Raw genomic sequence first — 23,153 nt, forward strand, 5'->3', positions numbered from 1 at the left:
TCTCCCGCCAGTCAGTAAGGGTGTGACCGATACAGAGGGTATACCCAGCAAACCGGAATCGATAGCTCAATCATTCGGTGGATATAGTATCAAGCCCGTGACTGGCTTCTATGTGTTCGCAGAGGCGTTGGACGAATCGTGTGGCTGGCGCTCCGTCAACGACATCGTGGTCGAACGTGGCGGTCAGGCTCAGGAACTCCCTGGAACACAGTTCGCCGTCTATCAAGCGTGGTTTGGTGCCGATCCCGCCGACGGTTAGTTGGAGGGTGTAGTTAGTGGGACTAATAGCCCAGCCGTTTCCGGTGCCGAACATGCCGATAGAGGTGACCGCGACACTGCCAGCGATGTGCTTCCAACGTGTCGGGAACCACTGGGGAAGCCGCCATATTTGACGGCGCAGAAAGCCGGGAAGGCGGCGTGCGAATCTGGCGACGCGGGCCTCTGGACGGTTCGTCGTGTCTGCTTTGACACGTCGAATTTCGTCGTGAATCGACCGAATCGTCCGCTGGTTCGCTTGGCGAATGACATACGGGATGCCGATTTGGTCACCATCGGTTTCCCGTTCGATGAGGACGTTCACATCGACATCCTCGAACTCGTAGATTCGCCCTCGCCAATCACGGTACCGTTGAACGTGAGGCTGTTCATCAACAGTGGCGGCCAAACAGGATACGATGAAAGCAGTGAACGAGAGTTTTGTTCCGGTCTCTTCCTCGATGGTCCGGATGCGCTCTCTGGCATCGGTAACGTCAATCTCGACGAGTCCGTGAATGTTGCTCCGGTGTCCCGCCATCTGCATGTAATCCACCGTCAGCTGCTGCTGTGAAGTCACACGCTCGCGGTCAGTGCCAACTTTGCTCATAGTTGATCATGAAGCGCCAGGACTAAATCCGTACTCGCCTGCGAAAGTCACGCCCTCGAGAACCAGTTGAACACCAATGTCACCCCTCACCATACTTTGATGTTACATCTCCTTATCAGTCACGATGTGCCGGAAAACGACCGGCAGCATGAGGAGTCGTCCTTCTGCGTTGGTCATTTAGACTGTGTCAGTCAGCGTTGAAGTGGGATTTATTTCGAGAGCGCTCATTGGTAGAGGAACGACCGGCACCGTACATATTCCTGAGAGTCCTGAAACCACCCACAACTGGTCAATGCATGCAAAGTTCGAGAGAACGGTCGTATTGAGAACGCTTGGGTCCACAGAATATCGGTAGTCGTCATTGCGAGTCCGAGTTATCGTTATCAGCAGGCTCATCATCGAATTCGAGTTCCGTCGCCGCCTCCGCTTCGTAGGCCGCATCCTCCTCATCCACGAGCCCGAGCCGGAGTTCTACACCGTGCTCACAGAGAATATCCCGCATCGTCCAGCGATCGACATGGGCGAGTCTCGCAGCATCACCGAGCGTAATCCGCTCGCGTTCGTAGAGGGCGACTGCAGCAGCGGTGCGTTCGTTTTCGTGGTCCTCGAAGTACTCACGCACGAATTCACGCAACGCATCGCTCTTGCCCCCAAACACACCAGCCTCGACAGCACCCTCGATGAGGAGGTCGAGATCGTCTGGATAGGAACCGGTGATTCGTGCCATCGTTCTATCCCAAACTACGTCTTCATACTATTTATGAACTGCGCCAGACTGCCATATGCCTTGAGAAAGCTGGCCTCAACTACTGTGCAACGGTGGGGAAGTTGAGACTATGGTCAGGAATGGATGTACACGTCGCACGTGAGTGCTCGAAAGTGGCTACCGAAGTTCGTCGACGAGAGCAGTAGTTGCGGTATCGACGAAATCGTCTGTGAGACGGCCCTGCCAGAAATCGATGTCCTCGTGGCCAATCGATTGTACACCCCATGGAACGACCCGGCTCTCGTCTGGCGTACCGCCACGAAGCCAACTCTCTTCGGGAATGTCGATGAGGCCGTCCATCCAGGATTTCGACGTCAACGTCAGCGCGATGTATTGTTCGCCGTAAAACGGCCGTCCCTTGTGGTTCGAGAGAATGAGCCAGGGTCGAGCGTCCTCGTCACCTTTGAACGGATCATCGCCGTAGACGACGTCTCCACGCTCGAAAATCGGAGCGCCTCCGTCCGTCACTGTTCGTCCTCGACATTGGGGTGCGGCTCGCTGGGCGCGTGTTCCCGCCAAGACTCCTTGTCTTCTGTATCGAGTCGCTGGTTGAACAGGGCGGTCGCTCGTTCGTACCCGCTGTATCCGTCGAGTCGCTCTGTGTCGTCGGTTATCGCCCAGTACGTCGCTTTGTGTTCGACGAGATCGCGGTCCTTCAGTCTCGAGAGCGCGGTGCTGACCGCGCCCTCATCGAGACCGATCTGAGAGGCGATTTCGCGGGCCTTGAACGCGCGATCATCGTTGGCGGCGAGAAATCCGAGGACCTGATCCGGGACGGACAGTTCCTCGAGTTCGTCCTCGCTCGTCTTCTCGAAGGTATCTCGGTCGATGGACATCGTTGAACAGAAATACGGTGTCAATCGTAATGAGTGTTAGGTGTGAAAGCGACGAAATTGCTGAAGGGGATACTCCGCCCGTAGCCTCGTCGAAGCAGTTCGAGAATCGTATACATTGAGACGGCCAGTCTCAACTACCATGACTACGGTGAAATTCCATACTTTCGGAGGATGGGCCAGTATTGAATCGAATCAACATGAGTTCGTGGTGATTCGAACCGTCTAGCTTCGAGTTTGAATCTATACTGCTGAACTACAGGGCGGGCGAACTGACAAGGGGGAACTCAGTAATTGACTATACACACCAACCTATTCTAGTTTTTATTAGTGTTCAGTCAAACTTTCTCTAGAAGGATGGAAAAAGAGCTAAAGATAGGCATTATACAACACAATCCGATAATTGGAGATGTCCGCGGGAATTGTAACAAGGTCACTGACGAGTACGGAGAGCTACTGGCTACTGATCCGGATCTCGTTGTCACACCCGAGCTCTCGTTGCTGGGGTATCCACCCCGCGACCTGCTCCACCGGTCGGGGATACTCGATGCGCAGGAATCTACACTCAACGACCTCGCTTCAGAGACCGAGGACGGACCACCACTGATTGTTGGGGCTGCGGTCAGGACGGACTACGAGACCGGCGCACCGATCCACAACGCGGCGATCGTGTTACGCGATGGGGAATGGAGTGAGACGTATCACAAGCGCTTACTCCCGACCTACGACGTCTTCGACGAACATCGCTACTTCCGCCGCGGGAGCGAGCCGTTGGTCGTGGACGTTGGCGGAACATCGGTGGGAGTCACGATTTGTGAAGACGCGTGGCAAGACGCCAAGGTAACCGGAACACAGCGCCACGACGAGACGCCGCTACAGGACACAGCTGCGAGCGGCGCGGAACTCATCGTCACGCTATCAGCGAGCCCGTTCAGTCTCAACAAACCGTCTCGCCGTGAGAACCGCTTCACGACCCACGCGGCCGAGACGGGGTGCCCGGTCGTCTTCGCCAATCAGGTCGGCGGCAACGACGAGTTGATTTTTGACGGCCACTCGCTAGTCACCGTTGACGGGGCAGTCCACGAGCGGCTCGCGGGATTCGACTCCGACACAGCGGTGGTAGATGTTCCGATCACTGGTAGCGCGGCCGCTCGGACGGGCGAGTCAGAAACTCGTGCTGCGCAGGCTCGCGAGGCACTCATGCTTGGGGTGCGTGATTACTTCGAAAAGACCGGGTTTGAGGAAGCGGTAATTGGCTTATCAGGTGGAATCGATTCCGCCGTCGCAGCCGCGCTCGCGGTTGCCGCGCTCGGCAAGGACAGCGTCTACGGCGTGTCGCTTCCGAGCGAGATCACGAGCGAACAGAGCGTCGCTGACGCCCGCGCAGTGGCGGCGAACCTAGAGATTGAATTCGACGTAATCCCAATCGGGGCGATGGTAGAGACGATATCCGGGACGCTCGAAGCGAACGACGCATCGCTCACCGGTGTCGCAGCTGAAAACATCCAAGCGCGGATCCGTGGCGCCATCCTCATGGGGATCGCAAATCAGCGCGATGCCCTCGTGCTTACGCCCGATAACAAGAGTGAGGCCGCCGTCGGCTACTGTACGCTGTACGGCGACGCCGTGGGTGCGCTCGCCCCGCTCGGTGACTGTTACAAGCAACTGGTGTACGAACTCGCAGAGGTGTTTAACCGGACGCTTGCGTCGGCCGGGACGTCTCCGGTCATCCCGAGGTCAGTAATCGAGAAGGAACCGACCGCAGAGCTACGCGCGGGGCAGGCTGACGAGGAGGAAATTCCGGCGTATGAGGTTCTAGATCCCATTCTAAAACAGTACATCGAGGGGGGTGGTAACGCCGAATCGATCCAGCGTGGGTATCCTGACCACGTCGTTGACGAAGCCCTCAGACGGGTAACGCACGCCGAATTCAAACGACGACAGACACCGCCGCCGCTCCGTATCACGCAGAAGGCACTCGGACGCGGGTGGAACTATCCGATCGCCGCGACGTACGACCACGTGCTCGACGGTCACTGAGGCACCTACCTCTGGGTGTACAGGCGGTCGAGGCGACTGCCCCGGGGCTAGACTCCGGGGTGAGTTCACAACCGTGTTGTCGGGTCGTTTTCGGCAGAGTTCGGCCACACGTCTGGAAGCGGTGGCTCAGTATGCGAACCCCCTCGGGTCAAGCCCCGGGTCACTCGGCCTGCTCAGGCCGTAGAATGACGACTTAGAAACAAAGCTTAGATATTCGTCTAAGACTACTATCTTAGATTCTCAACTTAGATCTGTAGTCGGTTACACGCGGCCGACCTGTCGGACCCCGCCCGCGAAATCAACATGAGCAACTCCGAGACGTGCGTGAGAGTAGTCTCAGAACAGTTAATCGGTTCCACTGCTGCCCATGTACGTCAGTTGCGCCGTGAGATCCGTCGCAGACAGCATTCCCACGATTTCGTTGCCGTCACCGGCGACGGGGAGGTGCTGGACGTCTTCTCGTATCATCTTGACCGCGGCATTGTAGAGCGTGGCCGAAGAGGGAACCGTGAGAACGTCTTCCGTCATGTAATCGCCGACGACCCCAGTGTACGAGGAGTGGTTTGTCGAGACGACTGTAACGAAATCAGTGCTTGTCAGTACTCCTGCGAGGTTATCGTCGGCGTCTAAGACGATCAGTGACCCGACACCCTCGTCGAGCAAGATATCTGCGGCTTTGTTGATGTCGGTGTCGGGTGTAACGGTCAGAAGGTCAGTGCTCATCAATTTTTCAACCGGAGTGTTGTCTACACCCATGGTACTGGTACACGTACTGCTGCTGTATACTAATTGCGGTCGATCAGTTGAGACTCTCTCAGCGTACCGGACGCGGGCTTGCTTATTATACAGTATTAATCAATATAGTTGGACGAGTACGGAGAAAGTGCGGGACCCTCAGTAGGAGTGGACTCAAACGGCTTGTCAGATTGCCGGCCACCCGCCGCAAATCAATCATATAGATATTTTGTTATATTTTTTATCAGCTAAGGCATAATAATTGAGAGAGTATATATTGCGAGCTTTGCTACGCCGAGTCCCCGCAGTCACAGCCACCCTGACGCAGGAGTTCACCGGCATCGTACGTCGAGCCGCAGGCCGAACAGACGACTTGCACGTCCACGATGACGTCGTAATCGACACGGTTCAGTTCTTCATCAGGGAGTGTCGATTCGATCGATGCCTCGGTCACCACTGCGGTGCGGCCCTCTAACTTCTCGATTGTCTCCGTGCGCCGTTCGACCGCGTCTTCGCCCTGGTCTGGAAGCGACGCGTTACGGGCGTCCGTGAGATACGTGTGTACGGACTGGTGCGTTACGAAGTCGCCGGTGAGTTCCTCAACGTCGACTCCCTCCCGTTCGAGCCGTCGACGAGCGCGGGTTTCGTCAGATCCAGACCCGTGCCGAAGCGCCTCATACGTCCCGGCGACCTCGAAGTTGGAGAGCGATATTCCGTTTTCTTTGAGTGTCGACCGGAGGACCGTCTCGTTGAATTCGTCGGCGAGGTCGCGGAGGCTCGTTCGCTCGCCGTCGTCACCGATCCACGCTGCCTCTAGCTCTGCCCCCTTTCCCGATAGCTCGTACTTCTCGATGAGCCGCGCGACTTTCGTCCCGCGCTTGCGTGACTCGTTGCTCATGTCTAATGTACCGTATCGAGCGTTACAAGCTTACCGATGTAATTTGTCGGAGTGCTGGTAGTACTGCGCCCACGGACCCGCAGGACCAGCGGGCGTTAGGAGTCGATGCTAGTGATGTAGGTGTAATCGTCTGAGAGCGCGGCGGCGTCCTCGGGAAGGAGCGCTACCGTAATGTAGGGGGCATGAGTCCGGAAGTACTCGACGAGCCGCGCGATCCGGTTCGAATCGATCGCCTCCAGCGAGTCGAGCAGGATGAACGGCAGCTGTTCGTGGACGTCATGGACTAGGTACCCGGCCAGAGCGAACACCAGTCCCGTCACTTCACGTTCGCTCTCCGAGAGGTGCTCGATAGTGTCTTCATACGCCGTACCGTCGGTAGCCGACCGCACGATATGGAGATCGAATCGGGTCTTCTCGACTTTCCGACGGCCTTCCCTGACCCGTTCCTGACGTCGTTCGATCCAGATCCGGTCGAGGTTCTCGTACTCGAGGATATCGAGAAGGGTCTCCATGTGCGTGTTGAACGCTTCGACCGCCTCCGCTTCGAGATCCTCGATGCGCGTTCGGAGGTCAGTGAGCCGCTGTGAGACGTCCTCGCGGTCGGCTTCTAGCTCGTCGCGCTTCTGGATCGCCTCCTCCCGTTCAGCGATCTTCGTATCGAGCGTTTCGAGATCTGACTCGAGATTTTCGACTCTGAGCTCCAGTTCGTTCGACTCGCGGTGGAGTTCGAGCAGGTCCTCGTGGTCGTCGACCTCGATCGACTCGGTTTCGGCTTCGAGCTCCGCTACCTCCTCCTGTTTGGATTCGATGCGCGATTCGAGATCGCTGATCCGCTCTTGCGTGGCCTCGATTTCGGACTCGACGGTCTCTAGTCGGTCTTCGGCCTGCTCTAGGGCGTTGCGCTGTTCGCGAAGGTCGGACCGCTTCTCGGAGAGTTCATCGATGTCTGATTCGACCCCTCGGCGTTCGTCGAGCTTGTCGGCCCGAAGGCTGCGGAGCCGATCGAGCGTGGTAGAGAGTTCGTCAGCGGAGACCGACGACCCACAGGTCCAACACGTCATTTCGTCGGCGGCGAGGAGCTCGTCCGTCGGAGCCCCGCTCGAGTCCTCGTCAGCTAACTCCACGCTAACGCCCTCGTCCTCGAGCATCTCCTCGTTGAAATTAATGACACTGCCGAGCTCGCTGATCGTATCGTCGATCTTGCGCTTCCGGTCTCGTAGCTCTTGAATACGACCGGTCAGGCGGTCGGGACTCTCTTCAGGTTCGTCGGCAGTGGCCAGCGTATCCTCGAGGTCTGCCTGTTCGGATTCGAGTTCTTCGAGCGTCGACCGATCCGTTTCGAGGTCGAACTCGAGGTCTTCGAGCTCCGATCTCGCGTCCCGAACGCGCTGAAACGCCGCTTCGAGCTCTTGTTTCTGCGAACGGCTCTGTTCAATGTCTTTGTCGTACGCGTCTATCTCGTCTTGAACCGCGTCAAGCTCTTCCAGCGTCGAGTCGAGCTCTTCTTTCGTCTCTTGCCGTTCTTCCTCGAGCTCGGGGAGCTCATTCTCGATCCGGTCTAGCCGTTCCAGCTCGTCATCGATCTCGTCGCGTTCGCGTTTACAGGAGTCTATTTCGGCGTCGATCCGGTCGGTGTCGACGGGACGCATGATGAGTTCGCGGAGGTCATCGCCCCTCGCGATGGTCCGTCGCGCTTCGTTGCTCTCGAGGAGGAACGCGAAGAGTTCGGCGAGCTCCGGGTCGTCGAGGAACGGGTCGCCCCCGAATGTGACCGTCTCTCCCTGTCGCTCCACCGTTCGGGTGTACGTCGTGCCGTCGATTTCGAGCGTGACTGAACCGCGCTCGGCGTCGCCTTTCAGCGATGCCCGTTCACTCCCGAGACCGGCCATGATGGCGGTGAGAAACGATGTCCGATTCGTCGCGTTCTCACCGGTGAGCACCGAAACACCGGGTGGGAGGGTACTGCTCGCTTCGTCGATTCCACCGATGTTTTCGACTTCGACGCGAACGGCGGACTCGGTGACTTGATTCGTAGCCATGTACCCTATGCTAAATTCTTCTCATAATTGAATGTGTTTATGTCTGAGTGGCTGAGCGACTCACGAGACGTATAATTCAAATATACTCACATAGAAAGGAGAGACTATTTCTAATCTATAATGTAGAGTACTGTTTTAGTATTTTTATTTTGTCATAAGCTAGCGTGGGCGCGACACGACAGTGGCCCTCCGACTCCGGCATCAGGCGTTGATATCAATATTGGTCAATACACACAAGACAATAAAAAGTAGTCACCCAAGACGGTCAGTTTGGATAGTCAGGAAGACGTTCACTCGGCTTGGTGCTCCGTAACCGACGCAAACTGTACATCTCGAGTTGAGACCCATTCGAAGATGACGACGAGGCCGACGCCCACAATTGCGAACAGAATGAACGACTGAATCCAATACCGCGTCCAGTTCAGTCCCATCGCGGCTAGCTCAACGGACGCCTGTTCGACGGGGGCTCGGAGTGCGCCGAAGATCAGGCTAACGAGGAAAGCAACGGTCATCTCACGGTTCCGTTTGAACGCGGCCCGAACCGCATGGGCAACGGATAGCAGCCCGACGACCGCACCGAGGAGGAAAGTCACGACGGGAACGGCGCTCTGGTAGACGGCTTCGGCGCCGCCACCCTGTAGCGCGGCAAGAAGCGCGTCGGTGAATCGACTCAGCGCCGTCGACATGTACTCGTACTGGCCAAGGACGAGGAGCAACAGCGATCCGGACAGTCCCGGGAGGACCATCGCGCTGATCGCAACGGTGCCAGCGAGAAACAACACCGGGAGCGACGTGCTGATCCCCGTCGCCGCGTAGCCGGAACCGACGAAGGCGAGGAAGAATCCGACGATGACAGCGGCTCGCTTCCCCCAGGTCTCCAGCGAGACGTCCCGGTAGAGGATGATGGCGGAAGCACCGATCAACCCGAAAAAGAATCCGTACACCTCAACCGGCGAAACGGTCAGTAACCAACTGATGAGTCGCAAGACGCTCACGACGGCGGTAGCGATTCCTGTTCCGAGGACAACGAGGAACCCGATATCCAGCTCAGTGAGGGTCCGAACGACGGCCTGACGATTTCCGTCGCGGGCGTCGTGAGCGAGTCGGCGAATCCTACTCACGGTGAGAGCCGTGATGGCGGTGATGAGTCGCTCGTAGATGCCGGTGAGGAGTGCTATCGTCCCGCCGGAGACGCCAGGGACGGCGTCGGCGGCCCCCATACAGAATCCTCGGAGATAGATCCCGAGTATCCGACGCGTAGTCGTCATGGTCACAAATCCACGGTGGAATCGGACATAGCTATTGGGGTTGTACGCGACGAATCCAACGGAGCGGCATTGTGTGGATCGGAGATGAACTCGACGAGGTGGCGTCACACGGTATCGACGGCACGATGGGTGGGAGTCGTAGAGAGTCTAAATCGGATCAACGATGACGTTTTTATCGTTGAAATGAACAGGTGAAACGATGCGACCGATCGAACACCTAATTGTCGCGCTTCTATGCGTGGGCTGTTACGTGGCTCTCGTGGCGCGACGATTCCCGTCGCTCGAGCTCGCGGCCGTGGCGTTCGTTGGGAGTCAGTTCCCGGATATCATCGATAAACCGCTCGCGCTGGAGCTGGGTGTGTTACCGACCGGCCGCGTCGGTATGCACTCGCTGCCAGTTGCCGTTCCAATCTGGACACTTGCCGTTCTATACGGGTGGAAGACCGACAGGTTCCGAGCAGGGATCGCGTTTGCCATCGCGTACGCCTCGCATCTCGTCGCGGACAATTACGCTGCGCTATCAGCAGGTCAGATTCCGAGTGATCTATTTTGGCCGCTCACTCCACCGGTCCCGAGACCCGCGATCCCGTATTGGGCCGGTCCGCGGTCGATTAACATCCATCTGTTCACGCTGTTTTCCGTCGGATTCCTCGTCGTCACGGGGTATTATATTCTCGTAGACGTGTTTCGTCACGCTCAAGCAGGAACCTGATCCGTGGTGCGGTGCTTCGCAACCGGGACGAGCACATACGCAAATTGGTATAACCAAACATTACATTGGCTAGCTCAGCCATTGTGGCCTTTCAGTCGCAAAAAAAGGTTTGGCCTCCATGAATACCTCACGAACTGGGTGAACGCGGACCGTCAGGCCGGAAGCGCGAGTTCGACTGTGACAAACAGTTGGTTACTACCGTATTCTCCGCGGTATTTCAGTGACTGATCTCTTATGCGACGATGGTAATAGAATCTCCACTTTATTTCTCATACACCAGTATTTGTCTTCTCAAGATTGTATCGAACCGCCAACAGATTATGATTTGATCATTTACGCTACTACAGGCGTAATAGTTATATTGATTATATTGTCGCCACAGCTATCTTTACACGGATACAGATGTAATGTATAACCATGTAGCTAGTTAACACCAGTCAGATAACATATAGTTGTGAACGCTGGCGGGAGTCCCATCGGGTACGTAACACATTAACGCCGATATATTTCCCGAACATGCTGGACAAACACCGTACAAACGTCGTTTTATTCACCCCTTGCGCGCTCCGCGCAGACCACCTCCGGTGTTACGGCCACGGCCGCGACACCTCGCCGGTGCTTGACGAGTTCGCGGCTAAGAGCCTTCGCTGCTACTACAAACACCCGCGCTACCTCCACGACGAGATCACCCACGTACCACTGTTCGTCCTATTCCCAGACAGGTCGAACACCGTAAGCTATGGCTCAGGCCGTGGCAGCGCTTGGTCGAAAGATAGGTACACCATCTCGACGAGGCGGACCAAACATTCATCGCGGCGTCCGGCCCGCTCAGGATTTAGTAACAAGTGTTTTTCTCTTCCAAACAAATGAACGATCAGTTCTGGAATGGCAGGGGCGTCTTAGGGCTAATTCGACCGTGAGAGGCCCAAATGGTGGGTTTTATCGCTATCGATCCTTGTTAACTCCCAACACAGTTGTTTCACTCATCCAAACAAAATATGTCGTTGGTACCGGTCCGTAGCTCTCCGTCGGCCCCGGGATCGACACCGGGTCGGTGGGGCGCCGACGGGCCACACCCGACTCCGAACAGCCCGGGGCGGTACCGGTCGGAGCTAGAGGGTTCTGGGGGCACCCGGTCACTGCGGGTCGACACGGCCCTCGACGGCCAGTCGAGCGGTATCTGTCCAGTGCGACGGAGGAAGATCACCGTCCCTCCGGTGAGGTGGATAGCTCCTACCGTCGGCCCAGGGAACGCCCCAGGATCGCGGGGGGGCTTCGAGGTTATGAGGGGGTCACCGCACGCCGGTTCCGAGATGCCTCCATGCTCCGAACGAGGCTGGACACGTCGGGTGATCCGTTCCCCAGGTCCAAACGTCGTCCCTGCCCGCGATTGGCAAGTCCGGGGCCTCTGTCGGGCGGTGACCCAAGCGAGCGTACCGACGTCGGTTCCGCCGGATCAGGTACATCGCCTCCGGGCGGCCGGTGACATCGATCAGCCGGCACCTGGATCTCCCGGGCACCTGGTTTTAGGTGCTCCGGGGAGATAGGATAGCTATGGCGACCACTACCCCCGACGACAGCCGAGAGTTTTTCGAACTGACCGACGAGGAACAGGCCCGAGCGGACGAACTCCACCGCAGTACGACCATCGTGGACGGCCTAATCGCCGGGACCTACTACCTCGACGATTCCGACTACCGCGACCGCCTGCCCGAGGCAGGGATCGCCGCGGGGAACCTCACCGTCGGCGGGTCGGACGACGACTTCGAGGCGACGGTCGACGGCGTCTGCGAGGTGCGGGAACGGATCCGAGCTAACGCCGACAACTACTTTTTGATCGAGTCGGTCGAGGATATCGATAGCGCCGGAGACCGGACCGGGATCGTCCTCGGGTTCCAGGGGGCAAACTGGGTCGGAACTGACCTCGACCGGATCCGGGTCGTCGACGAACTCGACGTGAAGGTGATTGACCTCGCGTACAACCGGGCCAACACGCTCGGCGACGGCTGCTGCGAGGGCCGCGACGCCGGACTCACCATGCTCGGTCGGGAGGCCGTCGAGGAGCTCAACGACAGGGGGATACTACTGGACGTCTCCCACACAAACGACGCGACGACGATGGATGTCGTTGAGCACTCGGCGGACCCGGTTATCGCCTCCCACATCGGCTGTCGGGCCTTGGCGAACTCCCAAGGGCGGGCCAAGACCGACGAGCAGTTGCGCGCCGTCGCCGAAGCCGGTGGTGTCAACTGTATCACGCCGTTTCCGCCAGTGATCAAACGTGACCCGGATACTCACGAGGTCCAGCCGGCGACGGTCCACGACGTCCTCGACCACGTCGACCACGCGGTTGAGGTTGGCGGCATCGACAGCGTCGCCTTTGGGGGCGACATGAGCGACCGGACCCTGAATTCGGGGTCGATCCACCAAGGGTCGAACCTCAACGTCTGGCGCAAGACGCACCCCGAGGTGTACGGCGACGGCCCGACCGACCGGATGGACCCCTACCCGGAGGGCCTGAACCGGTACACGAGACTCGGGAACCTGACCCGGGGCTTGGTCGACAGGGGCTACGACGACGACGAGGTGCGGAAGATCCTCGGGGGCAACCTCCAGCGCGTGTTCGAGTCGGTCTGGGAGTGAGTCCCGGCGCGTCGGTCGGTCGGGGTCCAGATGATCCGGAACGCGTTCGGGGGAGTTCGGCGGCGTACCTTCTGGTCCCGGTTGTGTTCGGGCCCGACCCGGGGTGTGGAGTTATGTACCGGGCCGTCGTGGGTGGGTTCGATGTCCGAGCTGATAGACCTCTCCGGGTACATCGAAGAGAGTCAACCACTAGCGGAGTCGGCCGACGAGACCCAGCTGTTCACCGGCTACACCCACGCCGAACGCGCCTTCGAGGTCAAAAAGAAGCGTGAGGAAGCGGGCTACGAGGGCGAGAACGAGTACGTCGAGCGCCACATGCGCGGGGTGCGGGCCGGCCAGGACGAGAAGCCGATCAACCAGACGCTGTACGTCAGCGAGCACGGCCCGACCCACGTCGACTCGATCGACCACCTCGACCCCACCTCCGACCTCTCCATCGACGAGATGCCCCTGGAGTGGTTCCGCGGTCCGGCGGTCTGCCTGGACGTCTCGGACGTGACCTACCCGGACCCGATCACGCCCGGGGACATAGAGCGGGCGCTTGAGGCGTCGGGGCTGGAGATCCGGGAGGGAGACATCGTCCTGCTGGACACCGGGAACTACCGACGGAACTACTCCCTCGAGGACCGGGAGCGAAAGCGCCGGTACGAGTCGAAGTTCGTTGGGATGGAGGGCTCCGCGGGTGAATTCCTGATCGAGGGGGGCGCGAAGGCCATCGGCATCGATGCCATCAGCGTCGACCACCCGCCGAACATCTTCCCGACCTACGACTTCCCCATCCACTCGCTGTGTGCTGGCGAGGAGGTCGTCATCTATGAGAACCTCGCGAACCTCGACACCGTCGCCGGCCGGCGGTTCACCTTTTCCGGGCTCCCAATGAAGGTTCGCGAGGGGACCGGGTCGCCGGTCCGGGCCCACGCGATCCTCGATTGAGGGGGTTAGAAGGGTCCAGTCCGACCACGAGGATCCGACACATCAACCCGAAACCCAGGGACTGAGACACTCTCCGATGTGGTCGATCAGCTGTAGAAGTCCCCGGCCAGCCACCCGCCGTCGACCAGCAGGTTGTGGCCGGTGATGTAGCGGGCATCCTCGGAGGCCAGGAACACTGCCGCCCGACCAATGTCCTGAGGTTCGCCTGTGAACGAGGTCAGCGTCTTCTCGTCGTATCGGTGGCTGATCTCGTAGTCGCGGTGTTCCTCCTTAGCGTTTTTCGTCCGGATCGGCCCCGGACAGATTGCGTTGACCCGGATATCGTACTCGGCGAGGTCGACCGCCATCTGCCGGGTGAAATGCGAGAGCGCACCTTTCAGCGTGTCGTAGGCCGCGTTGCCGGGCCAGGCGACGAAGGCGACCTGCGAGGAGATGTTGATGATCCGCGGTTGGTCGCTCTCCCGGAGGTACGGCACCGCGAACTTCGAGCCCATGAACGGGCCCGTCAGGAGGACGCCGATCATGGTGTTCCAGTCCTCTAGGGAGAGCTCCTCGACTCTGCCACGCAGGTTTATCGCCGCGTTATTGACGAGGATGTCGATGCCGCCGAACTCCTCGCCGGCGGTCTCGATAAGCGCCCGTACGTCGGCTTCCTTCGAGACGTCACACTCGCAGTAGACAGCGTCTCGACCGAGGTCTCGGACCACCTCGGCGGTCGTCTCGTCCTCGTCGGCCCCGAGCGGGGTCTCCCGGACGTCACCGACGACCACGTCGGCGCCCTCCTTGGCCATCTCGATCGCCGTGCCGCGGCCGATGCCCGAGGCCCCGCCGGTGATCACGACGGTTCTGTCTTCGAGTCTCATTGTGGTTCTTCAGATCCCCCTTCCCCGGTTCGAAACAAAAGTGTACTGGTGCCCCTGACGCCACTACCGAAGCGAGGCCACCGTGGCTGGACCCGGCGGCCGTCTCGACCGTCCCGCGAGCCACGAGTACCGCGTTCTCTACTCATCGATTCACTCCGCGAGGTCGTTGACGGTCCAGCCGCCGTCGACGACGAGGTTGTGTCCCGTGACGTACCTAGCGTCCTCGGAGGCCAGGTACACCGCCGCTCTCCCGATGTCCTTCGGTTCCCCGACTGTTGAGAGGACGACCCTGTTGTCCATCCGGGACGGCAGGATCCACTCCTGGGTTGTCTCTTTCATCCGTTCAGTCTTGACCGGTCCCGGGGCGATTGCGTTGACGGTGACGTCATCCGAGCCCAGATCGACCGCCATCTGTCGGGTGAGGTGTGACACCGCGGCCATCGTCGTCGCGTAGGCCGCGCTCCGGGGGCGGCTCACGAACGCGACCTGCGAGGAGACGTTGATGATCCGGGGCTGGTCGCTCTCTCGGAGGTGGGGGATGGCGTACTTCGAACAGAGGAACTTCCCGGTGAGATTCACCGCGATGGACTCGTGCCACTCCTCCATCGAGAGGTGCTCGACGGTGCCGGGTCGGGAGATGGAGAGGTTGTTCACGAGCACGTCGATGCCGCCGAACTCCTCGGCGGCGGTCTCTATCAGCGCCTCGGCCTCGAGTTGGTCCGAGACGTCGCACTCGACGAAGGTAGCCTCCGCACCGAGGTCCCGGAGTTCCTCGACGGTCGTCGCCTGGTCGGACCCCGGCGGGGCCTCGTCCGTGTCGGAGACGACGACGTCCGCGCCCTCCCTGGCGAGTTCGATCGCGATCCCGCGGCCGATGCCCGAGGCCGCGCCCGTCACTACTGCAGTCCTGGTATCTAGTTTCATCGTCCGGCCTGGGTGCTGGTACTCCCGTCCCGATCATAAGTGTACTGCTCGGTCCGCCGACGGACGGCGCGGTCCCACCCGGGGAGCCGCGCTAGTCTCGGCCGGCTACGAGGAGGGATCTCGGGAGATCGGTCACGACTCTGGCTCTTGGAAGGTTAGGACCCGCTGGGGGTTATCTATGAGCATCGTGTCGAGGACCGACCGCTCGACGCCCATCTCCGAAAGCAGCGGCACGATGTTCTCGAGGATGTGGGAGTAGCCGTAGCCGCCGTACTTCTTCAGGAGGTACTTCAGGAACACGTCGTGGGAGAGCAACATCCGGTCGGCGTAGCCGTCGTCGATCATCCCGATGAGGGCCTTGACTCGGTCCAGATCCGAGGGCTGGGCGTCGTCGACCGCGGCGTGGTAGAGGTCGTCGTGACCGAACAGGTCGAACTCGACGTAGGCCCCGCGTTCGGCGATCTCCGTGCGGTAGGTCCGATCGGTTTCCTGCCACTTCGACTGGTCGCGGTGACAGAGGATCAGCCGCTCCATCGGGAGGCCCTCCTCGCTGGCCACGTCGAGCACCTCTAAGGTCCGCCGGGAGGTGGGATACTCCGGGTCCCGCTTGGAGGGCGGGTGGACGCTGACCGAGGCCCCGGTGCGGAGTGCGGCCCGGACCCCGCCCCGAAGGACCTTCTCCTCTTGGGGGTGGATCCAGTCGCAGTACGCGTTGTCGTCCTGTTCGTGGCCGGTGATCCCGATCTCGCCGATGACCCCTGCCCGCACGTCGGTGTCGCCGATGCCCTCCCGGACGTCGGCGACGAACTCTTCGGCAATCTCGTCGGCGGTCATCTCCGCCACGCGGTCCGGGTGCGAATCGCGGGTGTAGAAGGCCGTGCCGTGGACAAACGTGACCCCCGTCTCCCGGGCGACGGCCCTGACATCCTCCGGGTTGCGGCCCGTGCCCTTGGGGGAGACGTCCACGATGGCGTCGCCGCCCGCGCGGTGGTAATGGCCTACCTCCTCGACGGCGTCCTCGAAGGAGTCGAGCACGAGGTTGTCCTTGTGGTTCCAAGGGTTACGCCTGACCCACCAGTAGTTTTCCAGGGAGATCGGTTCCTCGGCGATCCGTCGCTCGACCGCCGAATCCGGCGGTTCGTAGAGGCTGTCGACTGCGTTCCCGAATAGGTGCTCGTGGGGCAACGTGACCCCGAGTTCCTCTGGATCGATGCGACCCTCGACGGTGACGACCGTACCGGTGTCCTCACTCATGGGGGTTCCGTAGAGCGAATCACTCCGGGCCCTCGTATAGTTCTTCCGGAGGTCCGACCGGGGATCCACACGGGTCCGGTGTCGGCGGTGGGACCTCGTCACCGCTCACTCCATCTCGCCTTCGATCGCGTCGGCGAGGTACCGTACCGTCTTGTGGACGGTCGTCCGGCCGGTTGCGCGCGAGGCCTTCTTCCTGTCACTAATGACGCCGTTGTCGCTGACGGCGTCTAGGCCCTCGCGCTGGAGAGGTTCCCCGTCGACCTCCCCGACGTAGCCGCGAGAGAGTGTATCGCGCTGGACCAGTTCTGGGTGGGTCTCCACCACGAAGGAGGCCTCGGCCGCCGAACGCGGGTAGCCCCAAACGATTGAACTCAACGGTCGACCCCCTGTTACGACTCCCAGTCGACCGCGCGCTCGAAGGCGTCGGCGGCCCGGAAAAGGGTGCGCTCGCCGAAGTGCTCGCCGACAAGCTGGAGCCCGACGGGTAGGTCGTCGACGGTCCCGCAGGGGATCGTCAGCGCGGGGTGGCCGCTCACGTCGAACTGGCTGGTCGTCGAGGAGGTGTCGGTGTCCCATGCCTCCCGCGTCGCTTCGACCGTCTCATCGTAGGATTCCGTCGCGTTGAGTTCGGGGGCGACGTCGTCCCAGGTTGGCAGGGCCAGGACGTCCACCTCCTCGAGGGCCTCGTCGTAGGCCGCGGTCAGTTCGCGGGCGAGGTTCTGGGCCTTCGCATAGTAGCGGTGCTGGTAGCGGTCGCCGAGGTAGTCGCCGATCACCGTCATGTATTTCACCCGCAGCGAGACGTCGCCACCGCGGGCCCGCCGGGCCTTCCCGAAGCTCTCGGCGTAGCCGATGTCCTGGTAGCCTTGGGAGAATGGGGTCAATCCCTCGTGGCTGACCTTCATGGCGACTCCCTCGGTGAGGATCGCCGTCGAGAGTAGGGCACCGTCCGTGTGCCACGGGACTGAGACCTCCCGGACCGTCGCACCTAGGTCCTTGAACCGGTCGACCGCCTCCCGCACGGTCTCCAGGACCGCCTCATTGGGGTCGTCGGTCTCGAACCCCTCAGCGAGGACACCGACCGTGAGGTCCTCGACGCTCCCGCCGACCGCCCCGGTGTAGTCGTCTGTCTCGAACCCGGGGTCGTCGGCCGGCGTTGGGTGGCGGTGGCGCGGGTCCAGCGGGTCGTAGCCGGCGATAGCCTCCAGCGTTCGGGCACAGTCGCCGACAGTCCGGGTCATCGGCCCGACGTAGTCGATGGTGTCGTCAAGGGACTGGATCCCGGTGTAGGGCACCAGCCCGCGGGTGGGCTTCAGCCCGACGCAGCCACACCACGCCGCGGGCTGCCTGATCGAGCCACCCTGGTCGGCGCCCAGAGCGACGTCGACGTCGCCGGTGACGACGGCGATCGCCGACCCAGTCGAGGACGCCCCCGCGTCCCGCGTGGGGTTCCGAGGATTCATCCCGGGGTCGTGGAAGCTGTCGCCCACCGAAAACGGCGTCATCGTGAGCTTGCCGGTGATCGTCGCCCCGACGTCGAGCAACCGTGTGACCACCGTCGCGTCCCGCTGGGGGACGTAACCGTCCATGATCGGCGATCCAACGGTGGTCTCGACACCAGCGACGGCGACGTTGTCCTTGAGCCCGACGGTGACCTCCGAGAGCGGACCGTCCTCGGCGCCGGGGATCCGGCACTTCCTGACGAAGGCGTTGTGCGGGTCCTCCTCGGCGTCGGGGCGGTATCCCGGATCCCGGTCAGTGTAGCGACGATCCGATTCTTTGGACGAGATCCGGTCGATCCGTCGGTAGACGTCGAGGTTCGACCGGATCGCCTCGTGGATGTACTCGACTTCAGCTTCGCTCAGGTCGAGGTGGTTCGCCGCGGCGCGCTCGCGGATCTCTGCCCGGCTGGGCGGATCTACGAATCTGACTGGGCCTCCCATACACCCACAATGCGGTGGCGGATCTTAATATTGGGTCCTCGCTGCCGGATGCCAGTTCCGGTATCTCCCGGTTACGGCGAGGAGAGGGTCGAGGGAGAGAGACCCCGGACTGCCTAGTGCTTCATGAACGAGGTGACGACGTCGACGAATTCGGGGGCCTTGTCGGTCTGGGTGTGGTGCTTGGAGTTCTGCCAGATGTGCATCTGTGCGTCGTCAAGTTGCTTGAAAAACTCGTAGGTCGCGTCGGGGCTGCCGGCGTCGCGTTCGCCCTCTTGGTCGTCGTAGTAGCCGATCGAGAAGTACGGCTTCGTGCTCCAAGCGAACAGGAGCGGGACCTCGAAGTTCTCGGGCTGTCTGGCGATCGGCTTGCCATCGTAGGCCAGCGTGCGGTTGTAGTCCCAAGCCGTCTCCCGGATCGCCTCGTCTCGGGCGTTGTTGAACTCCCAGTTGCGCTTCTTGAGCTCGTAGAGGTACTCGATCTTCCCGTCGGTGAGCTCGTTCCAGAACGGGTGGTACTTCCTCTCGGTAAAGTACTCCTCGGCCAGTCGTTCGGCGTCCTCCCGCACCGTCTCCATGGTCGGCTCCTCAACCCTGGTGTGGGGCGAAGGCGAGCCGAACTCCCGGACGATCGTCCCGCCGTTACAGAGACAGATCCCGTTAACGAGGTCGGGCCGCCGGAGCGCGACGTGGCTCACGAGCGTCGACCCCTCGCTGCCGCCGGCCAGGGAGACGTCATCTAGGCCCAGCTCCTCGATCAGCTCGATGAGGAACTTCGCCCGCTCGGCCGGGTAGTAGTCCACCTCGCCGCGCGGGTCGGTGTGGCCGAACCCGGGCTGGTCGGGAGCGATCACCCGGAAGTGCTCGGCGAAGCGATCGATCACCGCGCCCCAGTTCAGTGCCGCGTTGGAGGTCAGGCCGCCGCCGTGTACCAACACGAGGGGGTCGCCCTCCCCCTCGTCGAAGTGGTTGACATCGACGCCGTCGACCGTCACGGTCGTCGTCCGATCTCGGAACTCCTGCCATTCGGGAGTCATCGTAGTGCCTGTCGAGTGCGGTCCTGATAAGCCTTCGTGCCCCGCGTTTGCCCGTCGAGTACGAGGAGACGCCGTCCACGCCACCGGATCGACGACGAATTCCATCGGGAAAGGGGGTCACCCGGGGGAACGATTATATTTGGCGGGGGGAGTAGGTGCGCACGGCGATGTCAGCGACTACAACGGAGACCGAGCGACTCACACTGGCACGACTGCCCTCGGGGACGGAGGTCACAACCCGGCTCCACACGATCAGCGGGCCGACCGAGGGGCCGACGGCGTACGTCCACGCCGCCGTCCACGGCCGGGAAATAAACGGCGTCGAGGTGATTCGGCGGGTCCACCACAAGCTGGCCGACCGCGAGTTCGCCGGCGAAGTGCGACTGGTGCCGGTCGCGAACCCGCTGACCTTCGACCTCCAGCGGTACACGCTCCCGACGGCACTGGACCACACTCACCTCTGGACGGCAAACATGGAGCGCACCTGGCCCGGCGACCGCGACGGAAGCCTCCACGAACGGATGGCCGCCCGGCTCTGGGAGCACGTCCACGACGCCGACGCCGTCGTCGACCTACACACCGGGTCCCCGGCGACCCACCCACACTCGGTGTACACCGACGACGACCCCGCCTCGCGGGAGCTGGCCCGCGTCTTTGGCACCGACTTGGTGATGCCCTCGGCGGTCGCCCCACGGACCCCAGACTGGCCCACCGACCGGGACGTCTCTGGCACCCTCCGGGCGATCGCCAGCCACGAGGGGATCCCGAGCATGATCGCCGAACTCGGGGAGGCCTACCGGGTCGAAGAGAACACCGTCGCGATGGGGGTCACCGGTGTCCTGAACGTCCTCAAACAGGTAGGGGTCCTCGACGGCGAGCCCGTCGAGAACGGCGAGGCCCTGCTCGTGACCTCACCGATGCACAGCAACCGGAGCGACTCCTTTGACGCCGCCGCCTCGGGCCTGTTCGTCACCGATCCCGACGTCTGGCCGGGCAAACGGGTCTCGGCGGGGCAGTCCCTAGGGACGGTGTACCACCCGACGACATTCGAGCCGGTCCACGAGGTGGAGACCTCCCAAGACGGGATCCTCTACCACCTCCGGCGGCGGGGAACCGTCACCGGCGGCGAGCGCCTCGCAGCGGTGGCCGTCGAGAAGGAGTGAGTACGGAAGGGCGTCACGTTTAGCGAAGAGATCCAACGGACTCGCAGGCGGTAGCGAGTATGACCCGCCGATGGCTTTCGACGTCTCCGGAGCGATCCGGGCGGCGGATCAGGGACCCCGAGTGTATCAAGCGCTACAGTTGACACCTTCGTAAGAACCTCGCCCCATCGTTATTTGTACCCTGTCTGGGAAGGAGATCCCATGGCGGACGAGAACGGCTCGATCCTGACAGTCGAGGGACCGATAGACCCCGACGAACTCGGGGTAACCTTGCCCCACGAACACGTCTTCGCGGACTGGAACGCCGACAAGTTCACCGAACCGGACTCGGCGGTCGAACGACGCCTGGCGCGCCAAGAGATGTCGATGGACAACCAGTGGCGGGTCAGGAAGGACCCCGTGAGCAACCGCGACAACCTCCGGCTCGACTCCTTTGAGGACGCCGTCGAGGAACTGGTCCGGTACCGCCGGGCGGGCGGGGACGCCATTGTCGACGTGACGCCAAAGAACGTCGGCGGGGACCCACAGCGAGTCCGGGGAATCGCCCGGGAGACGGGTGTCACTATCGTCCACGGGACTGCCTTCTACATGCGGAGTTCGCACCCGCCACGAATCGACGAGATGAGCCGCGACGACATCGCCGAGGAGTTTGTCTCCGACGTCAGGACCGGTATCGACGACACGACGGTCCGTGCCGGGATCATCGGGGAGATCGGCGTCACCGACACCGCAGACGGTGACGATGGCGGGATCGACCACGAGTTTCACGACGCCGAACTGAAGGTGCTCCGGGCGGGCGTCGACGCGGCGTTGCGCACCGGGGTCTCCCTCAGCATCCACCCGCCGTTCCGACGCACCGAGGAGTACCCCACTTCTCGGCGCTGTCTGGAGATCCTCGACATTATCGAGAAGGAAGGGCTGGCCCCGGACCGGGTCGTCTTCTGCCACCGCGACCAGTCCAAGTGGCTGGAGAGCGACCTCACCTACCAGAAGGAACTTGCCGAACGCGGCGCGTACGTAGAGTTCGACCTCTTCGGCCACCCGGAGTCACCCCGCCCGACCTACGACGATGCCCAGCCAGGGGACACCGACCGCATCAAGTGGATCCGCGAGATGATTGCTGAGGGGTACGACTCCCGGCTGTTGCTCTCCCACGACGTGTTCCTCAAGCGGTGTCTCGTCAAGTACGGCGGCGACGGCTACGATTACATCGTCTCGACGATTCTCCCCGCTCTCCGAGAGTACGGCGTCGCGCAGGCGGACCTCGAGACGGTCGTCGAACGGAACCCGCGGGATGTGCTGACCCTGGCCGAACCGGAGACCTGATCCGCGACGTCCGGTCGAAGGGATGTTCCGGGAACCGGTGAGATCACCAACTGGGGTTCCCTGTCACCTGTCCCCCGGTCGTCACCCGAACGGTGGTTACTCGAAGATCGCGAACGGACGGACCGGTGAGCCGGTCCCGTTGCGGATCTTTAGGGGCATCCCACTGAACGTGAACGACTCGCCGGCGACGGCCCCGAGGTTGGCGAGGTTCTCGTAGATGACGGTGTCCTCCCGCGAGGCCAGCGCGTGGACCGGGAACTCGTAGTTGGGCTCGATGTTCTCCAGGTTGTCGACGCTGATGGCGTCGATCCCGATGGCCCGGGCGCCGGCGTCGACGACGAACTCGGCGGCCGCTTCGGTCATCCCGACCCACTCGCTCTCGTAGCGGTGTTTCTTGTCGTAGTTCGTCGTCGAGTAGTTCGCCTCGTAGTGGCCGGTGTCGAACAGCACCGTTCCCTCCTCAGGCACCTCGAGGCCCGACTCGTCGAGTTGGGCCTCGATGTCGGCCACTGTGATGTGGTCCGGGTATTCCACCTCTGAGAGGTCCAGACAGATCGCGTCGCCGTAGAACCACTCCATCGGCATCTCATCGATGGACAATTCCGAGGTGGGATCGAGGTGATCGATCGAGTCGACGTGAGTCGGTCCGTGCTCGCTGACGATCATCGTCCGCGTCATCGGCTGCTCCTCGTCGTAGCCCTCGTGCTCGGCACGGAGGTGCCGTCGTACGTACTCTGATTCGCCGTCAAGCCCGCGGCTCTCCAAGTCGCGTTTGACTTGGTGGCCGCGCTCGGCGTGGGTCAAGGTAGTGTATAATACCGTCTCGGACCCGACGCCCGGTTGTCCCTCCTCTATGTAGCCGGAAAGGTCGAATAGCTGCGTCATGCGTGCTAGCTCTATCCTGTAACAAATATAAA

General features: G+C 61.4%; 21 protein-coding genes. 6 read left to right on the plus strand and 15 right to left on the minus strand.

Annotated features, from left to right (window positions below; genetic code table 11):
• Positions 1-70 precede the first annotated feature (70 nt).
• From ABDZ89_RS10455 to ABDZ89_RS10470, 4 genes are all read right to left on the minus strand, one after another.
• Positions 71-862 (minus strand): 2-oxo acid dehydrogenase subunit E2, encoded by a 792-nt coding sequence (locus ABDZ89_RS10455; protein ID WP_343778852.1) that lies wholly within the window; start codon positions 860-862, stop codon positions 71-73.
• Between the two features lie 358 nt (positions 863-1,220).
• Positions 1,221-1,589, minus strand: coding sequence for a UPF0175 family protein (locus ABDZ89_RS10460; RefSeq protein ID WP_343778854.1), 369 nt, complete (start codon positions 1,587-1,589; stop codon positions 1,221-1,223).
• A gap of 156 nt (positions 1,590-1,745) precedes the next feature.
• Entirely contained in the window at positions 1,746-2,096 is a 351-nt protein-coding gene (locus ABDZ89_RS10465) for a type II toxin-antitoxin system PemK/MazF family toxin (protein ID WP_268105792.1), read from the minus strand.
• Positions 2,093-2,464, minus strand: a complete 372-nt coding sequence (locus tag ABDZ89_RS10470) for a MarR family transcriptional regulator (protein ID WP_343778856.1) — start codon at positions 2,462-2,464, stop codon at positions 2,093-2,095. Before ABDZ89_RS10470 ends, ABDZ89_RS10465 begins: the two co-directional genes overlap by 4 nt.
• A gap of 354 nt (positions 2,465-2,818) precedes the next feature.
• Here ABDZ89_RS10470 and ABDZ89_RS10475 point away from each other — a divergent pair, with 354 nt between their 5' ends.
• On the plus strand, positions 2,819-4,501 hold the full coding sequence (locus ABDZ89_RS10475; protein WP_343778858.1) for an NAD+ synthase: 1,683 nt from the start codon (positions 2,819-2,821) through the stop codon (positions 4,499-4,501).
• Positions 4,502-4,846: 345 nt separating this feature from the next.
• Here ABDZ89_RS10475 and ABDZ89_RS10480 read toward each other — a convergent pair whose 3' ends face one another.
• From ABDZ89_RS10480 to ABDZ89_RS10495, 4 genes are all read right to left on the minus strand, one after another.
• Positions 4,847-5,257, minus strand: a complete 411-nt coding sequence (locus ABDZ89_RS10480) for a CBS domain-containing protein (RefSeq protein ID WP_343778860.1) — start codon at positions 5,255-5,257, stop codon at positions 4,847-4,849.
• Between the two features lie 268 nt (positions 5,258-5,525).
• A complete protein-coding gene (gene rdfA / locus ABDZ89_RS10485) occupies positions 5,526-6,134 on the minus strand; it encodes a rod-determining factor RdfA (RefSeq protein WP_343778862.1) in 609 nt (202 codons plus the stop codon).
• Positions 6,135-6,229: 95 nt separating this feature from the next.
• Positions 6,230-8,173: an archaea-specific SMC-related protein gene (locus ABDZ89_RS10490; RefSeq protein ID WP_343778863.1), complete on the minus strand. Its 1,944-nt coding sequence runs from the start codon at positions 8,171-8,173 to the stop codon at positions 6,230-6,232.
• A gap of 290 nt (positions 8,174-8,463) precedes the next feature.
• On the minus strand, positions 8,464-9,441 hold the full coding sequence (locus ABDZ89_RS10495; RefSeq protein WP_371153055.1) for a DUF368 domain-containing protein: 978 nt from the start codon (positions 9,439-9,441) through the stop codon (positions 8,464-8,466).
• 199 nt (positions 9,442-9,640) lie between these two features.
• Between ABDZ89_RS10495 and ABDZ89_RS10500 the strand changes: the two genes are divergently transcribed.
• From ABDZ89_RS10500 to ABDZ89_RS10510, 3 genes are all read left to right on the plus strand, one after another.
• Entirely contained in the window at positions 9,641-10,153 is a 513-nt protein-coding gene (locus ABDZ89_RS10500) for a metal-dependent hydrolase (protein ID WP_343778866.1), read from the plus strand.
• 1,554 nt (positions 10,154-11,707) lie between these two features.
• Positions 11,708-12,796 (plus strand): dipeptidase, encoded by a 1,089-nt coding sequence (locus ABDZ89_RS10505; RefSeq protein WP_343778868.1) that lies wholly within the window; start codon positions 11,708-11,710, stop codon positions 12,794-12,796.
• 141 nt (positions 12,797-12,937) lie between these two features.
• Positions 12,938-13,729 (plus strand): cyclase family protein, encoded by a 792-nt coding sequence (locus tag ABDZ89_RS10510; protein WP_343778870.1) that lies wholly within the window; start codon positions 12,938-12,940, stop codon positions 13,727-13,729.
• 86 nt (positions 13,730-13,815) lie between these two features.
• Here ABDZ89_RS10510 and ABDZ89_RS10515 read toward each other — a convergent pair whose 3' ends face one another.
• The 6 genes from ABDZ89_RS10515 to ABDZ89_RS10540 form a co-directional block, all read right to left on the minus strand.
• Positions 13,816-14,592 carry an SDR family NAD(P)-dependent oxidoreductase gene (locus ABDZ89_RS10515; RefSeq protein ID WP_343778871.1) on the minus strand — a complete coding sequence of 259 codons (777 nt, stop codon included), beginning with the start codon at positions 14,590-14,592 and terminating at the stop codon, positions 13,816-13,818.
• A gap of 150 nt (positions 14,593-14,742) precedes the next feature.
• Positions 14,743-15,516, minus strand: a complete 774-nt coding sequence (locus ABDZ89_RS10520; RefSeq protein WP_343778873.1) for an SDR family NAD(P)-dependent oxidoreductase — start codon at positions 15,514-15,516, stop codon at positions 14,743-14,745.
• Positions 15,517-15,648: 132 nt separating this feature from the next.
• A complete protein-coding gene (locus tag ABDZ89_RS10525) occupies positions 15,649-16,770 on the minus strand; it encodes a phosphotriesterase family protein (RefSeq protein WP_343778874.1) in 1,122 nt (373 codons plus the stop codon).
• Between the two features lie 105 nt (positions 16,771-16,875).
• Positions 16,876-17,145: a creatininase family protein gene (locus ABDZ89_RS10530; protein ID WP_343778875.1), complete on the minus strand. Its 270-nt coding sequence runs from the start codon at positions 17,143-17,145 to the stop codon at positions 16,876-16,878.
• Between the two features lie 14 nt (positions 17,146-17,159).
• The gene (locus ABDZ89_RS10535) at positions 17,160-18,713 is read right to left on the minus strand and encodes an amidase family protein (RefSeq protein ID WP_343778876.1); all 1,554 of its coding nucleotides are present in this window, start codon (positions 18,711-18,713) and stop codon (positions 17,160-17,162) included.
• A gap of 113 nt (positions 18,714-18,826) precedes the next feature.
• Positions 18,827-19,747 carry an alpha/beta fold hydrolase gene (locus ABDZ89_RS10540; protein WP_343778878.1) on the minus strand — a complete coding sequence of 307 codons (921 nt, stop codon included), beginning with the start codon at positions 19,745-19,747 and terminating at the stop codon, positions 18,827-18,829.
• A 167-nt stretch (positions 19,748-19,914) separates the two neighbouring features.
• On the opposite strand from ABDZ89_RS10540, the gene ABDZ89_RS10545 reads away from it, so the two are divergent.
• Both ABDZ89_RS10545 and ABDZ89_RS10550 read left to right on the plus strand, forming a co-directional pair.
• Complete coding sequence (locus ABDZ89_RS10545; protein WP_343778880.1) at positions 19,915-20,910, plus strand: succinylglutamate desuccinylase/aspartoacylase family protein; 996 nt, start codon at positions 19,915-19,917, stop codon at positions 20,908-20,910.
• Between the two features lie 201 nt (positions 20,911-21,111).
• Positions 21,112-22,236 carry a phosphotriesterase family protein gene (locus ABDZ89_RS10550; protein WP_343778881.1) on the plus strand — a complete coding sequence of 375 codons (1,125 nt, stop codon included), beginning with the start codon at positions 21,112-21,114 and terminating at the stop codon, positions 22,234-22,236.
• Positions 22,237-22,332: 96 nt separating this feature from the next.
• Here the strand turns inward: ABDZ89_RS10550 and ABDZ89_RS10555 are convergent, their stop codons facing one another.
• A complete protein-coding gene (locus ABDZ89_RS10555) occupies positions 22,333-23,121 on the minus strand; it encodes a cyclase family protein (RefSeq protein ID WP_343778882.1) in 789 nt (262 codons plus the stop codon).
• Positions 23,122-23,153 lie beyond the last annotated feature (32 nt).

Source organism: Halorubrum ejinorense (assembly GCF_039522565.1).
Lineage (GTDB): Archaea > Halobacteriota > Halobacteria > Halobacteriales > Haloferacaceae > Halorubrum > Halorubrum ejinorense.

Excerpts from the sequence above, each read along its gene's own strand:
- ABDZ89_RS10525 (WP_343778874.1), bottom strand. The coding sequence starts at position 16,770 with ATGAGTGAGGACACCGGTACGGTCGTCACCGTCGAGGGTCGCATCGAT.
- ABDZ89_RS10495 (WP_371153055.1), bottom strand. The coding sequence starts at position 9,441 with ATGACGACTACGCGTCGGATACTCGGGATCTATCTCCGAGGATTCTGT.
- ABDZ89_RS10490 (WP_343778863.1), bottom strand. The coding sequence starts at position 8,173 with ATGGCTACGAATCAAGTCACCGAGTCCGCCGTTCGCGTCGAAGTCGAA.
- ABDZ89_RS10500 (WP_343778866.1), top strand. The coding sequence starts at position 9,641 with ATGCGACCGATCGAACACCTAATTGTCGCGCTTCTATGCGTGGGCTGT.
- ABDZ89_RS10540 (WP_343778878.1), bottom strand. The coding sequence starts at position 19,747 with ATGACTCCCGAATGGCAGGAGTTCCGAGATCGGACGACGACCGTGACG.
- ABDZ89_RS10505 (WP_343778868.1), top strand. The coding sequence starts at position 11,708 with ATGGCGACCACTACCCCCGACGACAGCCGAGAGTTTTTCGAACTGACC.
- rdfA (WP_343778862.1), bottom strand. The coding sequence starts at position 6,134 with ATGAGCAACGAGTCACGCAAGCGCGGGACGAAAGTCGCGCGGCTCATC.
- ABDZ89_RS10475 (WP_343778858.1), top strand. The coding sequence starts at position 2,819 with ATGGAAAAAGAGCTAAAGATAGGCATTATACAACACAATCCGATAATT.
- ABDZ89_RS10455 (WP_343778852.1), bottom strand. The coding sequence starts at position 862 with ATGAGCAAAGTTGGCACTGACCGCGAGCGTGTGACTTCACAGCAGCAG.
- ABDZ89_RS10520 (WP_343778873.1), bottom strand. The coding sequence starts at position 15,516 with ATGAAACTAGATACCAGGACTGCAGTAGTGACGGGCGCGGCCTCGGGC.
- ABDZ89_RS10545 (WP_343778880.1), top strand. The coding sequence starts at position 19,915 with ATGTCAGCGACTACAACGGAGACCGAGCGACTCACACTGGCACGACTG.
- ABDZ89_RS10470 (WP_343778856.1), bottom strand. The coding sequence starts at position 2,464 with ATGTCCATCGACCGAGATACCTTCGAGAAGACGAGCGAGGACGAACTC.
- ABDZ89_RS10535 (WP_343778876.1), bottom strand. The coding sequence starts at position 18,713 with ATGGGAGGCCCAGTCAGATTCGTAGATCCGCCCAGCCGGGCAGAGATC.
- ABDZ89_RS10510 (WP_343778870.1), top strand. The coding sequence starts at position 12,938 with ATGTCCGAGCTGATAGACCTCTCCGGGTACATCGAAGAGAGTCAACCA.
- ABDZ89_RS10460 (WP_343778854.1), bottom strand. The coding sequence starts at position 1,589 with ATGGCACGAATCACCGGTTCCTATCCAGACGATCTCGACCTCCTCATC.
- ABDZ89_RS10480 (WP_343778860.1), bottom strand. The coding sequence starts at position 5,257 with ATGGGTGTAGACAACACTCCGGTTGAAAAATTGATGAGCACTGACCTT.
- ABDZ89_RS10550 (WP_343778881.1), top strand. The coding sequence starts at position 21,112 with ATGGCGGACGAGAACGGCTCGATCCTGACAGTCGAGGGACCGATAGAC.
- ABDZ89_RS10555 (WP_343778882.1), bottom strand. The coding sequence starts at position 23,121 with ATGACGCAGCTATTCGACCTTTCCGGCTACATAGAGGAGGGACAACCG.
- ABDZ89_RS10515 (WP_343778871.1), bottom strand. The coding sequence starts at position 14,592 with ATGAGACTCGAAGACAGAACCGTCGTGATCACCGGCGGGGCCTCGGGC.